Source organism: uncultured Roseovarius sp. (assembly GCF_913057115.1).
Classification (GTDB): domain Bacteria; phylum Pseudomonadota; class Alphaproteobacteria; order Rhodobacterales; family Rhodobacteraceae; genus Roseovarius.
Genome location: NZ_CAJXNN010000059.1, coordinates 1 through 13519, shown reverse-complemented (window position 1 = coordinate 13519; position 13519 = coordinate 1). Strand labels below are relative to the sequence as shown.

At 61.8% G+C, this 13519-nt stretch carries 17 protein-coding genes; 4 read left to right on the top strand and 13 right to left on the bottom strand.

The genetic code is table 11. From position 1 onward, the window contains the following. From QZ498_RS16370 to QZ498_RS16360, 3 genes are all read right to left on the bottom strand, one after another. On the bottom strand, positions 1-1052 hold a 1052-nt coding region (locus QZ498_RS16370; protein ID WP_294624166.1), incomplete at its 3' end, for a tripartite tricarboxylate transporter permease. Continuing rightward, positions 1049-1543, bottom strand: coding sequence for a tripartite tricarboxylate transporter TctB family protein (locus tag QZ498_RS16365; protein WP_294624164.1), 495 nt, complete (start codon positions 1541-1543; stop codon positions 1049-1051). The genes QZ498_RS16365 and QZ498_RS16370, both read right to left, overlap by 4 nt. Before the next feature lie 77 nt (positions 1544-1620). Further along, positions 1621-2598, bottom strand: coding sequence for a tripartite tricarboxylate transporter substrate binding protein (locus QZ498_RS16360; protein WP_294624162.1), 978 nt, complete (start codon positions 2596-2598; stop codon positions 1621-1623). A 153-nt stretch (positions 2599-2751) separates the two neighbouring features. Here QZ498_RS16360 and QZ498_RS16355 point away from each other — a divergent pair, with 153 nt between their 5' ends. The 4 genes from QZ498_RS16355 to QZ498_RS16340 all read left to right on the top strand — a co-directional run bounded on the left by QZ498_RS16355 (position 2752) and on the right by QZ498_RS16340 (position 5946). After that, positions 2752-3648 carry a LysR family transcriptional regulator gene (locus tag QZ498_RS16355; protein WP_294624161.1) on the top strand — a complete coding sequence of 299 codons (897 nt, stop codon included), beginning with the start codon at positions 2752-2754 and terminating at the stop codon, positions 3646-3648. Next, entirely contained in the window at positions 3645-4388 is a 744-nt protein-coding gene (locus tag QZ498_RS16350; RefSeq protein ID WP_294624160.1) for a sulfite exporter TauE/SafE family protein, read from the top strand. The genes QZ498_RS16355 and QZ498_RS16350 overlap by 4 nt, the downstream gene beginning before the upstream one ends. Further along, positions 4385-5512: a mandelate racemase/muconate lactonizing enzyme family protein gene (locus tag QZ498_RS16345; RefSeq protein WP_294624159.1), complete on the top strand. Its 1128-nt coding sequence runs from the start codon at positions 4385-4387 to the stop codon at positions 5510-5512. The genes QZ498_RS16350 and QZ498_RS16345 overlap by 4 nt, the downstream gene beginning before the upstream one ends. Positions 5513-5646: 134 nt before the next feature. Beyond that, positions 5647-5946 (top strand): SCP2 sterol-binding domain-containing protein, encoded by a 300-nt coding sequence (locus tag QZ498_RS16340; protein WP_294624158.1) that lies wholly within the window; start codon positions 5647-5649, stop codon positions 5944-5946. Between the two features lie 322 nt (positions 5947-6268). Here the strand turns inward: QZ498_RS16340 and QZ498_RS16335 are convergent, their stop codons facing one another. The 10 genes from QZ498_RS16335 to QZ498_RS16290 all read right to left on the bottom strand — a co-directional run. Then, positions 6269-7366 (bottom strand): sulfite oxidase, encoded by a 1098-nt coding sequence (locus QZ498_RS16335; protein WP_294624157.1) that lies wholly within the window; start codon positions 7364-7366, stop codon positions 6269-6271. After that, positions 7363-8031, bottom strand: a complete 669-nt coding sequence (locus QZ498_RS16330; RefSeq protein ID WP_294624156.1) for a fumarate hydratase C-terminal domain-containing protein — start codon at positions 8029-8031, stop codon at positions 7363-7365. Before QZ498_RS16330 ends, QZ498_RS16335 begins: the two co-directional genes overlap by 4 nt. Further along, positions 8028-8987, bottom strand: a complete 960-nt coding sequence (locus QZ498_RS16325) for a fumarate hydratase (protein WP_294624155.1) — start codon at positions 8985-8987, stop codon at positions 8028-8030. The genes QZ498_RS16330 and QZ498_RS16325 overlap by 4 nt, the downstream gene beginning before the upstream one ends. Further along, positions 8984-10753: an FAD-binding protein gene (locus QZ498_RS16320; protein ID WP_294624154.1), complete on the bottom strand. Its 1770-nt coding sequence runs from the start codon at positions 10751-10753 to the stop codon at positions 8984-8986. Before QZ498_RS16320 ends, QZ498_RS16325 begins: the two co-directional genes overlap by 4 nt. Then, the gene (gene sdhC / locus QZ498_RS16315) at positions 10743-11084 is read right to left on the bottom strand and encodes a succinate dehydrogenase, cytochrome b556 subunit (protein ID WP_294624153.1); all 342 of its coding nucleotides are present in this window, start codon (positions 11082-11084) and stop codon (positions 10743-10745) included. The genes QZ498_RS16320 and sdhC overlap by 11 nt, the downstream gene beginning before the upstream one ends. Further along, on the bottom strand, positions 11081-11413 hold the full coding sequence (locus tag QZ498_RS16310; RefSeq protein ID WP_294624152.1) for a succinate dehydrogenase: 333 nt from the start codon (positions 11411-11413) through the stop codon (positions 11081-11083). Before QZ498_RS16310 ends, sdhC begins: the two co-directional genes overlap by 4 nt. Next, positions 11406-12119 (bottom strand): 2Fe-2S iron-sulfur cluster-binding protein, encoded by a 714-nt coding sequence (locus QZ498_RS16305; protein ID WP_294624168.1) that lies wholly within the window; start codon positions 12117-12119, stop codon positions 11406-11408. Before QZ498_RS16305 ends, QZ498_RS16310 begins: the two co-directional genes overlap by 8 nt. A 156-nt stretch (positions 12120-12275) precedes the next feature. After that, complete coding sequence (locus tag QZ498_RS16300) at positions 12276-12803, bottom strand: universal stress protein (protein WP_294624151.1); 528 nt, start codon at positions 12801-12803, stop codon at positions 12276-12278. Positions 12804-12878: 75 nt separating this feature from the next. Continuing rightward, complete coding sequence (locus QZ498_RS16295) at positions 12879-13208, bottom strand: DUF1491 family protein (protein ID WP_294624150.1); 330 nt, start codon at positions 13206-13208, stop codon at positions 12879-12881. Next, positions 13205-13519: KH domain-containing protein (locus QZ498_RS16290; RefSeq protein WP_294624149.1), on the bottom strand; the 315-nt coding region annotated here is incomplete at its 5' end. The genes QZ498_RS16295 and QZ498_RS16290, both read right to left, overlap by 4 nt.

Below are 13519 nucleotides of genomic sequence, written 5' to 3'. Positions count from 1 at the left end.
TTCAGCACGAACATCATCGGCCCCGGTTGCAGACCATGGATCATGAAGGCCCCGATGATGATCGCGGTGATCACATCACCGGGCACGCCCAGCGCCAGAAGCGGAATAAGCGTGGCACCGGCCACCCCGTTGTTGCCCGCTTCCGAGGCGGCAACGCCTTCCACTTCGCCCTTGCCGAAATTGGCCTTGTCCTTGGATTTCCGCCGCGCCTCCGAATAGCTCAAAAACGCCGAGGGCGCCGCGCCGATACCCGGGATCGACCCAAGGAACACCCCGATCAGGCTGCCCCGCACGATCGACCGGAAACTCTTTTTGTAATCCGCCAAACTCACCCAGTTATTGCCAAGGCTCCGCGCCTTGCCCAGATGCGCCGTCGGATGCCAGACCATCGCCAAAACCTCGGGGATGGCAAACAACCCGATCAACACGGCGATAAAGTTCAACCCGCCCATCATGTTCGGATCGCCAAAAGTGAAGCGATTGGTCCCATAGACCAGATCAAGCCCCACGGTGGCCAAGAGAAGCCCCAGAATGGCCGACAGCGCCCCGCGCAACAGGCTGTCCCCCGACACGCCCGCAATGATGGTCAGCGAAAACAGGATCAGGGTGAAAAACTCCGGCGGGCCAAAGCTTAACGCGAAAGAGGCCAGCCACCCTGCAAAGACAATGAGCGCAAGGTTGGAAATCAGGTCAGCGGTACAAGACGCCCAAAGCGCCATGCCCAGCGCGCGCCCCGCCTCGCCACGCTCAGCCATTGGGTAGCCATCAAGGATCGTGGCCGATGACGCGGGCGTGCCCGGCGTCTTGATCAGGATCGCGGGAATACAGCCGCCGAAAATCCCGCCCTTGTAGACCCCCAGTAACAGCAAAATCCCGGTAATCGGCTGCATCGCGAAGGTAAACGGCAGCGTCAAGGCCACCGCCATGGTGGCCGACATGCCGGGAATGGCCCCACCAATCACACCAATCACCACGCCGCCTGCCAGCGCCAGGAACGACTCGATATTGGCGACCAGCGAAAGCCCCGCCATCAGGCTGTCGATAAAACTCATGGCAGCCTCACGAAATTGCCCTGCGGGATCGCAACCCCCGCCACATGCGCGAAAAAGGCATAAAGCGCCAAGGGAATGACCACCGCACAGATCACCGCCGCCACCGGATGGCGCGTCTTGACCAGAAAGGCGGTCAGCGCAAAGCACAGCATCGAGGTCCAGACCATGCCAAGACGTGGCAACAAGACCATTGTGCCCGCCATGATCAGGGCCATCCCCAACAGCCGCACCCAAGCGCCCATGCCCTCGTCATGCGCCTCTGTGGCGTCTTCCGATGGCCCCTCGGCCATTCGAAACCCTGCCGCGATCAGGCCAAGGCCCACCACGCCTGTGCACCCGGCCAAGACATAAGGCCAGAACACCGGCGACAGGAACACATTCTTGATATTGCTCGGGGCGGCCACCCAATTGGGGATCGCCACGAAAACCAGAAACGCCGAGGCCAGACAGGCCCCAATCCCAAGCTGCATTTGTAGGCGACGCTCGCTCACCTGCCCCTCCCTCATGGGTCATGCACCGGGCCATCACAGGCCCGGCGCGGTATCATGTCAAGCGTGTTGGCGAAGGCCTAGCCTTCGATGCGCATACCCAACTCGTCCACAAGGGCACGGAAGGTATTGTACTGGGTCTCGATGAACTCATTGGCCTCCGCCGGATCCATCAGGCGAATGACCGAGCCACGCGCCGTCATCTTCTCAAGGAAGCCTTCATCGGCGGTGGCCTCTGCCATCCACTCACCCCACTTGGCGGCTACATCATCCGGCAGGCCGTCCGGCCCGGCAATCCCGGTCCAGCCGACCAGTTGGTGCAGCGCGGGCTTGTCCAGATCGGCTGCGGTCGGCGCGTCAAACCCCGGCACCGGCTCCGCCGTGGTGACCATCAGCACCTTCAGCTGATCATTGGCCACGAAGCTCGCCAAGGCCGAAGAGTTGGTGCAGATAAAGGTCGCCGTGCCATTCAAAACGGCCGTCGCCGCCGCACCGCCACCCTTCAGCGGAATATGCGTCGCCGCCTCAAGCGGGTTCTCGATGCCAAACTCCTTGAGCACCATCGCCCCCGCCAGATGCAAAAGCGAGCCAACGCCGGATGAGCTGTAGGTCACCCCACCTTCGCCCACCTTGGCAATCAGGTCCTCCATGCTCTCGATCCCCGACGAGGGGTTCACCGCGCAGGCCACCGGGTTGATCTCATAGACCGTCACGAAGCGGAAATCATCCAGCGTGTAAGGCAGCGTCGCCTTCATCGCCGGGTTCACCGAATGCGAGCCGACGCGCGCGAACAGCATCGTGTAGCCATCCGCCTGCGCGTTCTGCACGGTGACCGATCCCGTGGCCCCGCCCGCGCCGGTCACATTGGCCATGACCAAGGGCTTGCCCACCGCGTTGCCCAAAGGCTCGGCAATGGTGCGCGCGGAAATATCCGTCGCCCCACCCGCGCCGTAGGGGATCACCATATTTATCGGCCGCTCGGGGTATTCCGCGAATGCCGCCGTCGCCGTCAGCCCGGCCACCATGGCCCCGGCTGCAAGGATTGATTTGAATGTCATGTCGTCCTCCCTTTTGTCGTCTTCTGTTGGTCCGGGCTCGGTATTTTTTGCTTTTTCAGCCGCCCTTGACTTCGGTATATCGTTAAGGCCAACTTTATAGAAGTAATAATCACTTACCAAAACAGTTAGCATTGCTAACAAAAGGAGCCCAACTTGTCGATCCGTATGCTACGCACCCTGATCGCCGTTGACGAACACAAAACCTTCAGCGCCGCCGCCGAGGCGGTGCATGTCACTCACGCCGCCGTCAGCCAGCAAATGCGCGCCCTCGAAGACGAATGGCAAATAAGCCTCTTCGACCGCTCCAAGCGCACCCCCGAACTGACGCCCACAGGCCGCGCCATCGTCGCCAAGGCCCGTGACGTGGTGCGCGCCTACGACAATCTCGTACCCTCGGTGGTCAATGCCGATGCCCTGCAAGGCGATGTCGCCCTCGGTGCCGTTCCCACAACGCTGACGGGGCTTATCCCGCTGGCCATCTCGCGGCTCAAGGCCGGGTTTCCCGACCTGCATGTTCAGGTGAACCCGGGCCTGACCAATCCGCTCATGTCCCGCATCGAGCGCGGCACGCTCGACGCCGCCATCGTCTCACGCCCGCCAGTCATCCCGCCGGGCTTCGAATACCGCCACATCGCCGATGAACCGCTGCAGTTACTGGCCGCCAAGGGCACCACCTGCGACGACCCGCTCGACCTGCTGGCCACACGCCCCTTCATCCGGTTCAACCGCGATGCCGTGGTCGGCCAGATGATCGAGGGCTGGCTGCAACGCAAAGGCATCCGCGTGCAGGAAAGCATGGAACTCGACGGGCTCGAGGCGATCTCAAGCATGGTCTACGCCAATCTCGGGGTCTCCATCGTCCCGGCCAGTTGCGTCCCCTCGCAACATCCCATCCCGATTGAACGCTTCCCCCTCGGGGACGATGCCCCGGTCCGCGATCTGGGCCTGATCTACCTGCGCGACAGCCTCCGCACGCGCGTCATGCAAGAAATCGAGCGCGCGCTGCTCGATAGCGCCGGCATCACCACGGATGCCGAGGGTGTCGCATGACATCGCAAACCCTGCTCATGGTCATCCTCGGTGCCGCGGCGGGCGGCTTCATCAACGGTCTGGCCGGCTTCGGCACGGCGCTCTTCGCCCTTGGCTTCTTCCTCACCGTGATGACCCCGCCCGAGGCCGTCGCCATCGTCGTCATCCTGTCGGTCACCAGCGGGTTGCAAGGTCTCTGGATCGTCCGCCACGCCATCTGGGATCAACCCCGCCGCATGTTTCGCTTCATGGGGCCGGGGGTGGCCGGTATCCCGCTCGGCATCGCCGCCCTCGCCGTGATTGACGCGGCCAGCCTCAAACTGGTCATCGCGTCCTTCCTGCTGATCTATGGCGGGTTCTTCAGCCTGCGCCGCGCCCTGCCCAAGTTCGACCGCCCCACCCCCGTCATCGACATGACCGTGGGCTTCGCCGGTGGCATCCTTGGCGGCGCGGCCTCGCTCTCGGGCGCGCTGCCCACGATGTGGTGCTCCATGCGCCCATGGCCAAAGGCCGAAACCCGCGCCGTGCTGCAACCTTTCAATGTGGTCATCCTTGGCCTGACCGCGCTGATGCTCTGGTGGCAGGGGGTCTACACGCGTGAGGTGCTGATCAATCTCGCCGTAGCTATCCCTGCCGCCCTGCTATCGGCGCAAATCGGCATCAGTGTCTTCCGCCGCCTCTCCGATGACCTCTTCCGCAGGCTCCTGATCTCGATGTGCCTGCTATCCGGCATAATCCTGATGATAAGGGCGCTGGCATGACAATAGAGCACATCCAAACCCGCGTCTTCCGCGCCCCCACCCCGCGCCCCGTCGCCACCTCCTTTGGCGTGATGCGCGACCGGCCCGCCGTGTTTGTCCGCCTCACCGCGCACGACGGCGCCTTCGGCTGGGGCGAGGTCTTCGCCAATTGGCCCGCCGCCGGGGCCGAACACCGCGCGCATCTGCTGATCCAAGACATCGCCCCACTGGTCCTCGGCCAACCCTCCGACGACCCGGAACAACTCTGGCATGATCTCACCCGCAAGACCCACATTCGCGCCCTGCAATGCGGCGAATGGGGGCCATTTGCCCAAGTGCTCGCCGGGCTGGATACCGCTTGCCACGATCTTGCCGCCCGCCGCGCGGGCCTGCCCTTGGCCAAGGCCCTGAACCCACAGGCCGCCACATCTGTCCCGGTTTACGCCAGCGGTATCAAGATCACCGACGCACAGGCCGAAATCGCCTCCGCCCGCGCCCAAGGCATCCGCGCCTTCAAGGTCAAGATCGGCTTCGACATGGCAAGCGACCTCGCCACGCTGGAAACGCTCTGCGCCGACCTGCAAGAAAATGAACACCTGTTCACCGACGCCAATCAGGCATGGGACGTGACGACCGCCATGCAGTTCATGCAAGCGGCCAAAAACCTCCCCCTCGGCTGGCTGGAGGAACCCATCCCAGCCGACGCCCCCATCGCCGATTGGGAAACCCTCGCCGCCATGGGCCATCCCCCCTTGGCAGGCGGTGAAAACATCACCGGGATCGAGAATTTCAAAGCCGCCACCGCGCGCCTCACCTACATCCAACCCGATGTCGCCAAATGGGGCGGGGTCACGGGCTGCTATGCGGCCGCGCAAATCATCACCCAAGCGCACCGCACCTATTGCCCGCATTTCTTGGGCGGCGGCTTGGGCCTTCTGGCCTCCGCCCACCTCTTGGCAGCAACCGGCGGCAACGGCCTTCTGGAACTCGACATCAACGCCAACCCCCTGCGCGATGATCTGCTCCCTCAAGGCACGCTGCAGGGCGGCGAATTCCATATCCCCAACACCCCCGGCCTTGGAATTGAGACCCTCCCGGACAGCCTCACAGACTTCGAAACGCTCAATCTGGAAACCGCCCCGTAGGGTGCGCATCTATGCGCACCACCAACCGTTTTCTTCAAAAGAAAACGGACCGAAATCTTTTCAAGATTTCGACCCAGCGTCAAACTGGACACAGCCCCCCAAAACCCCTCCTATGCTGGCTAAAGGAGACACCCGTGACCGCACCCAGTAAAGCAGACATCATCAACCTCGTAAGCCAACGCGCCAAAAATCGGATCAAGGGCAGCGTGCGGCTTGAGATGCCGGGCACGGCAACGCTCTATGTGGACGAAACCGGGGCGATCGAAAGCGATCAACCCGCCGACATAACCCTGACGGCAGAGGCCAGTGTTTTCCACGATATCGCCACGGGGCAAAGGAACCCCGCAAAGGCCTTCATGATGCGACAACTTAAAGTCGATGGAAATCCGATGAAGGCGCTCAAGATCGGCGAAATCCTCAGCACGTCAGATTGAAGCCTTCCGTCTTGCAACTCAGGCACCCGCCAAAGGCGCACCGCGTGTTGCGGGCAAGCCAGTGAACCCTCGCCTGCAAAGCAGCCAATTGCTTTGTCGTTCTTCCGGCCTCCCACGTCGCGAAGAAGCCCGTAAGGGCTGATGAGCGCGCCGCGAATCCGTACAAAACTCGCGTAGGTTTCGTACGTTTTGCACCGCGCGCCCTGTTAATTTCGGGGGGTGCCGTGAAAAATACCGACGCGATACCGACGTGAAACCGACGCGATACAGACAGGGGGTTTTCCTTGTTAACCAGAGGCTTGGCCCCGATTCGGCCCCGTGGTTAATCCTCCACGAAAACCTCCACCTCATGCGGCGCGTTATTGGCAAAGCCCGACAGGTTCCATTCGGCCTCCATTGGCTGCACATTGCCCGCCGCATCCGTCGCCCGACAGGCCAGCACATAATGCCCCGGCTGCGCGTCCCAGTCCAAAGACCACCCGGCCCAAGCATAGCGCCCCAAGGGCTTTTCCACCTTGGCCGCGTGCCATTTTTCCCCAATGCGCACCTCGACCTTGTCCACCGGCACGCCCGCGCCCGACCACGCCCGCCCTTGCAGCCTCACAAGCCCCGGCGACAGCCGCCGCTTGCGGGTGATCCAATCCGGCACCCCCGGCGGCACCATCAGGGATTTCACCCTGATCTCGGTCACAGGCGCGCCCAGTTCCTCCGCCGTCTGGCGAAAACGATAGGTGCCAACCTGTTGAAAACCTTGATATCTTTCAGTCATCGCCGTGACACGGGTCAGCCATTTCACACTGGCCATCCCATACCACCCCGGCACGATCAATCGCAGTGGCGCGCCATGTTGCGGCAACAAGGGCTGGCCGTTCATCTCATAGACCAACAGTACATCCAGATCGGCCAATTCCTCGGGCGTCAGGCTCCGACCAAAGGCATGGCCCACCCCCTTGTCATATCCGAAATCCGCGCCCTCAAAGGCGAAATCGACAACGCCCCCCTGCGGCTTGGCCCGCGCGATCAGGGGAGCAAGCGGCGTGCCGGTCCACTCCGCCGTGCCCACCGCCTCATAGGCCCAAGGCATTGAAAAGGCTCGCGGTTCCATGCCCGTCCGGCCATTGCCGGCACATTCCATGGTCACCGGCATGGTTACCTGTGGCTCGGCCTTGATCTCCTCAAGGCTCATCTCAAAGGGCGCGTCAAACGCCCCATCGAACACCAACCGATGCGCCCCTACCTCCAACAAAGGCACATCGAAATGGGTCAGCAAATAATGCGCCCCAACAGGCGTGATATCCAGCGCCAGCATTTCCAGAAAGGCACCCGAATTGCGGTTGGCCAAGCCCACCTCGGCGGCCGAGAACACCCCCGGTTCCGTCACCTCGCGCCCATCCTCTCCGTCAAAGGGGTTCCCACTCATCCGATCACCTCATCGCTGCGGTCATCGGTCTCGCCATAGCGTCGCAAAACGGCGGGTTTGGTGCCTTCGTAAACATGCTCCAAGTTCTTGGTAATCTTGGCATTTTCCCGCTCGAACAGGCAATTGCCCTCCATGTCCGAGGCCACGATAAACGGCCCCATCTTGTTACAGCGAATGACCCACATCGCCTGCGCCAAGCCAAGCTCTTCGTTCCAATGCACGGCCTCCACATTCTCCACCCCGCGCCCCAAAAGCGCGCCGGTGCCATAGCCCACTGTGGACAGGTAAACCGCACCATTGGGCACGAAATACTCCTTGTAGTCCTTGGAACTCATGCCCCCCTTGCCAATGATCAGCTTCGCGCCGGTCTTGGCGATCCACTCGGGCAGCCACTTGGCAAACCGGAACGACGCCGTCGCCGTCACCGCGCCCATGTCAAAACTGCCATCTTCCCGGATCACGGCGGCGGGCGAGCAATGGAAATTCGCCGCGCTTTCCGAGGGCAACTCCATGGGAATATTGGCTTTTTCCTCAAGCGCGCGCATGTAGACACCCTCGCGCGCGGTATACATCAAGCCGTCCAGATACACGATATCACCCAGCCGAAGCTCGGCAATCTCCTCATCCGTCGGCGTTGTGCTTAGCCGGACCTCGCGTGGTTTCATTCCGCCGCCTCCTGTGCCTGCGGGGGCCATTCCACGGTCTCTCGCCGCTGATAGGGCGTGAACCAATCGGGGTCGGTGCGGTATTCCACCCGCCCATCGGGGTAAATCCGCGCCACCGCCCGCCGCGAACTCAGGCAGAATGCATGCACACTCATCTGCATGCCGCCGGTGTGGCAATAGCCCACCTCGATATTGCAATCGATCACCATGTTCTTGCCGACAAAGCCCATGGCCCCCATGCCGATGGAGTTGCCAAGCTCCTTGAACTCGTCCTCAAGCTCGGCAATCTTGGGGTCCGAATTGCGACTGCCCACGGTGCGCAGCACGGCCGCCCGCTTACCCAAAACCATGCAGGTATCTTTCGACCCGCCAAGGCCGATCCCAATAATCGCAGGCTGACAGGCCAAGCCCCGCTTGCCGAAGGCCACCAGCGTATCAAGGTAAAACCGCTTGATCCCCTCGATCCCGTCCGAGGGGAAAAGCATTCGGTAATCGGTGCCGAAAAGCCCGCCCTTATGCACCGTGATCAGGTCGATCCAATCACCCTCTGGCTCAAACCCATACTCGATTTCCGGCGCGCCGATCCCGACGTTGTTGTCATGGTCCGTCCGCCACAGCGGATGCACCCGGTTGGGTCGCAAAGGCACGCCATTGGTGGCACTCGCCGTGGCCCGCCGCAGGGCGGTTTCAAGCGCGCACATGCCGCCCTCAACCTGCGCCTCGTTGCCCATTTTCACATACCACCGCGGCACACCGGTATCGCCACACATCGCGCGGCGATCCTCCTTGGCGGCCTCGTAATTTTCAAGCATGGCCTGCAAAACAAAGGACGAGAGGTCCCCATCCTCGGTTTTCGCCGCCGCCTCCAGCCCGTCGAGATAATCCTGCGGAATTTCGATGGCCGCCTTGTCCATCAGGGTTTCGGCGGTGCTTTGGATCGTGTCGATTACAATCATTGTGCTGCCACCAATGTGTCTGGTTCGCCTACGGGCAAGATGGTCTCACCCGGGCGAACGATGGAAAATTCGACCGCCTCGCGGTCCACCTGCAAGGCGCCATCCACCTGCCGCGCCACTGTGAAATACGAGGTTTCCAAATCCCCTTCCTCGGGGAAATCCTCACGGTAATGCGCCCCGCGCGAGTTTTCCCGCGCCAGTGCCGCCCCCGCGATCACCTCGGATATATCACAAAGCGAGGCCATGTTCAGCCAATCGTGCCATGTCAGGTTGAACGCCCGGGTCTCGCCCGAGACACCCACCTCCATCAAATCGCGGCGGATGGCATCCACCTGCCCCTGCCCGCGCACGATCTTATCGGCCACGCGCATCACGCCCACGTCATCCCACATCACCTCCTGCAAGCGGTCGCGCAGGGGTTGGATGAGGTCCGGCGTCTTGCTGAAGGGCTGCATCGCGCGGGCCACCTCGGCCTCCAGAATCTCAGGGTCCGGGTCGCGCAACGCGCCCATGCTGCGGATATCCGCGCCCATGGTATCGCCTGCGATGCCGCCATAAACGGTGGAATTGGCCACGCCATTGCCGCCCAAACGGTTCGACCCATGCGCGCCGCCGGCATCTTCCCCGGCCACGTAAAGCCCCTCCATCGCGGTGCGCGTATCCACATCCACCACGACACCGCCCATGAAATAATGCGCCGTCGGCACCACCTCGACCTTGCCACCAGCAAGGTCAAACCCGCAATCGGCACAGCGCTTCACCATGCCTTTGAACTTCTCGGCCACGAACTCCGGCCCCAGATGGCTCATCGAGATATAGACACCGCCGTTCTCTGTGGTGTTGCTCTTGCGCATTTCTTCGTAAATGCCACGGCTCACCACATCACGCGTGGCGCGCTCGCCCTTCGGGTCATAATCGAACATGAACCGATGATCGAAACCATTGAGCAACTGGCCCCCGGCCCCGCGCAGCCCTTCCTCAAGCACCGTGCCGGTCATCCGGGTGTGATCCCCCGCCAGCAATCCGGTTGGATGAAACTGCACCATCTCCATATCGCGCAGGGGCAGCCCGGCGCGCAGGGCCATGGCCAGACCATCCATCGTCTTGTCACCCGAGGGCGTGTGATACTTGTACATGGTCGGGCCACCACCCGTGCCCATCAGCACCGTCTTGGCCCGCACCAACCGGAACCGCCCGGTGCGCATGTCGATCATCAACACCCCGGCCAAAGCACTCCCTTCGCGGGTGGGGATCAACCCGATCGCCCGGTGCTCCTGCAATTTCTCGACGGGCCGCGACAGAACCTGCTCCATCAAGCGGCTGATAATCTCGATCCCCGTCAAATCGCCCTTGTGCACCGTGCGGTCAGCGGTCTGCCCGGCAAAGGCCTTCTGATGCAGGCTGCCATCCGGGTTGCGATCAAAGAAACAGCCCACTTCGTTTTCCAACTCGTGGATACGCGTCACCGCCTCCTTGCACAGCCGCCACGCCATGTCCTGATTGGGCAGCCATTTACCGCCCTTGATCGTGTCCATGAAATGTCGCTCAACCGTATCGCCCCCCCCAAGCGCCACGTTATAGCCACCCTGCACCATCCGCGTGCAGCCGCATTTGCCGATCAACCCCTTGACCGCAATGGTGATCTTGGTCCCCTCCGGCGCCGATTGCTGGGCATGCAGCGCGGCGAACAACCCCGCCCCCCCGGTGCCAAGGATCAGGATATCGGTGTCATGTCTGTCGATCTCTGTCGTCATGTCATATCGCATTCAGGAAAAACGTGCCGGAGACCAGCACAGCCACCCCAACCGCCCCCGCGGCAAGGGTCTTTTGCGCGTCACTCCACGGCAGCCACTCCAGCGCCAAAAGGCGCAGACCGCCGAACAGATGCACCGCCAACAGGAACACAAGTCCAAACTCCGCCAGCTTGACCAAGGGTTGCTCGGTCAATTGCAGGAAGCTGTTGAGCTCCCCCGGCGCTGTCACCGCCTTGGCCAAAATCCAGAAATGCACCGGCAAGAACAACGCCAAGGCCAGGCCAGACACCCGGTGCAGCACGAAGGCCAGCCAAAGCGGATGCGCACGCGGCGGGGCCTTCATGCGAAGGTCACGGCCCAGACAGACCGCCCTCCCAACACCAAAAGGCCAAGCGCCACGGCCCACGTAAACGCCTGCAAAGCGCCCCCCTTCAGACCCAGCCACTCATGCACGATCACCCGCAGGCCAATCGCCGCATGCACCGACACGGCCAGCACGAACAGCCCATAAAAGGCAAACCACGCGAAAGACCCCTGCGTGCGGCCCAAAATCTCGTCTACGCTCAACCCGCCCTGAATGGCATAGATCATCACCGCGATATGCCCGATGACCAAGGGTGCCATGATCAGCGCGCTCAACCGCTGCGCCATGTATAGCCGCAGATCAAGCATTCTTCCGCCTCCGAAACACGCGCTTGGCGGTCTCGCGCTTAAGGCCCGCAATCGCCGCCAAGGGGTTCAACTCGTTGGGGCAATACTGCGCGCAACTGCCCATCGAATGACAATTATGGCAGCCGCCCACGCCCGAAACCGCATCGAGAATCGCCTCCGGGTCCGCCTCGCGCTCGTCATTGTAAAGCGTCCAGGCGCGTTGCAAGGCCGCCGGCCCAAGGTAGTCCGGGTTTCCGGACACCGTATCGCAGGCCGCGTAACATACCGCGCAATTGATACATTCGATCCCCGCATTCGCCTGCTGGCGCGCGGAACTATCCGCGTCCACGGCCCGCATCGGATCATGCCGCGTCTCTGAGGGGTGGTGAACGGCCTCCGCCTGAACCCATTTGTCGAAAAACGGGTCCATATCGGCCGCCAAGTCCTTGATCACCGGCAGGTTGCGCAGGGGCTCCACCGTCAGGCTATCCCCCGTCGCCACCTTGCCCACATGGGTCCGGCAGGTCCAACGCGGCACACCATTCACCATCATCGCGCAACTGCCGCACATGCCGACGCGACAGGCATAGCGATAGGTCAGCGTCGGATCGGCATATTGCTGAATCCAGCTAACGACATCGAGAACGGTCTGGCTCTCCTGTCGCGGCACCTCGAAGGTCTCGAACCGCCCCAGGCCTCCGGCACCGCGCCAGACTTCAACCGTCAACTTGCCGTCTTCCACTGACAAGTGGCACCTCCCGAGAATTGGAAATTAGTACTCCCGAGAGTTATAATGTTGAAAATTGCTAACCAAAAGGAATAAGTTCTTACTCAAAATGTAAGTTTTGATTACAGTATTGGCAAGCCCTTGCGCCAGCGGCCCTCATCGAACGGCCATTACGGTGCAGTCGGCTTGGCTAAGAACTTTCTGGGCAACCGACCCCAGAAGCACCCTCTTGAGCCGCCCAAGCCCGCGATGCCCGATGACAATCATATCCGCGCCTACATCCTCGGCGATGCTCAGGATGCCCTCTGCCGGATCATCCACGGTTGAGCGCGTGTCGATTGTCTTGGCGCCCAGCTCCCGCGCCCGATCAGCAGCACGCTCCATGATTTCCTCGCCAATCATGGTGACCAAACGCATCGAGTCCCCCTCGGGCCGAGTGTCGCTAAACAGCCCCAACATCGTATCCGGCACATTCGGGAAATCCACAGGCGCGCGGGTTTTTGCCCCTTCAACCAAATGCTCCACTTCGGCCATTCGCGCCAACTCTTCGGGCGGTCGGCCAAAATGAATGGCATGCGCCACTGTCAAAGGCACCTCGAACTTGGCGGCGATCTCGGCGGCAAGTTCCACCGCCTTCATCGCCGTGTCGGAACCATCGGTCGCTACAAGAACATGCTTGGTCATAGACGAGTCCTCCCTGTACATTCCCGTACAGGCTAGGCAGAGGCGACACCCCAAGCCTTGATATTCGTCAACGACTCATTCCAACCCCGGCTCATCCAACAAATGCCGCCCCGCGCGATCCTCCACCTCAATCACCCAAAGATCAGGATCGAACGCGCGTTGCTTCGTTATGGCCTCGTCCACCGCAGGTTCCCCGCCCTCGGCCAGGGTGACCCAAGTGCGCGCCCCACTCATCAAATCAAAAGACCGCTGAAAGGCCCGCGCCTGCCCATCCAGAGTGTTCAGCTTGACCAGAACAGCACCCGCCGTGTCATCGCCATGCGCCACGACGAAGGCCGGGATGTCCTGCAACCGCAGCCGCGCCAAATAGGCCTGCACCCAGAACTCCGCCGTCAGGCGCGTCACGCGTTGCCGTCCTTGAATTCAAGGCCCATCTCGGAATATCGCTCGGCCTCATCGAGCCAACCGGGCCGCACCTTCACCTGCAAAAACAGATGCACTTTGCGGCCAAGAAACTCTTCCAGTTCCTCCCGCGCCGCCTTGCTTACGGCCTTGATGGTCTCACCCTTCTTGCCCAGAATGATCCCCTTGTGGCCGTCACGGGCAACATAGATCTTCTGGTCAATCCTGGCCGACCCATCCTTGCGCTCCTCCCAGTTCTCGGTTTCCACCGTCAACTGATAGGGCAACTCCTGATGCAAACGCAGGGTCAGCTT

Coding starts and splice junctions, on each gene's coding strand:
- QZ498_RS16360 (WP_294624162.1), bottom strand. CDS start 2,598: ATGACATTCAAATCAATCCTTGCAGCCGGGGCCATGGTGGCCGGGCTG.
- QZ498_RS16350 (WP_294624160.1), top strand. CDS start 3,645: ATGACATCGCAAACCCTGCTCATGGTCATCCTCGGTGCCGCGGCGGGC.
- QZ498_RS16345 (WP_294624159.1), top strand. CDS start 4,385: ATGACAATAGAGCACATCCAAACCCGCGTCTTCCGCGCCCCCACCCCG.
- QZ498_RS16335 (WP_294624157.1), bottom strand. CDS start 7,366: ATGAGTGGGAACCCCTTTGACGGAGAGGATGGGCGCGAGGTGACGGAA.
- QZ498_RS16330 (WP_294624156.1), bottom strand. CDS start 8,031: ATGAAACCACGCGAGGTCCGGCTAAGCACAACGCCGACGGATGAGGAG.
- QZ498_RS16325 (WP_294624155.1), bottom strand. CDS start 8,987: ATGATTGTAATCGACACGATCCAAAGCACCGCCGAAACCCTGATGGAC.
- QZ498_RS16320 (WP_294624154.1), bottom strand. CDS start 10,753: ATGCGATATGACATGACGACAGAGATCGACAGACATGACACCGATATC.
- sdhC (WP_294624153.1), bottom strand. CDS start 11,084: ATGAAGGCCCCGCCGCGTGCGCATCCGCTTTGGCTGGCCTTCGTGCTG.
- QZ498_RS16310 (WP_294624152.1), bottom strand. CDS start 11,413: ATGCTTGATCTGCGGCTATACATGGCGCAGCGGTTGAGCGCGCTGATC.
- QZ498_RS16300 (WP_294624151.1), bottom strand. CDS start 12,803: ATGACCAAGCATGTTCTTGTAGCGACCGATGGTTCCGACACGGCGATG.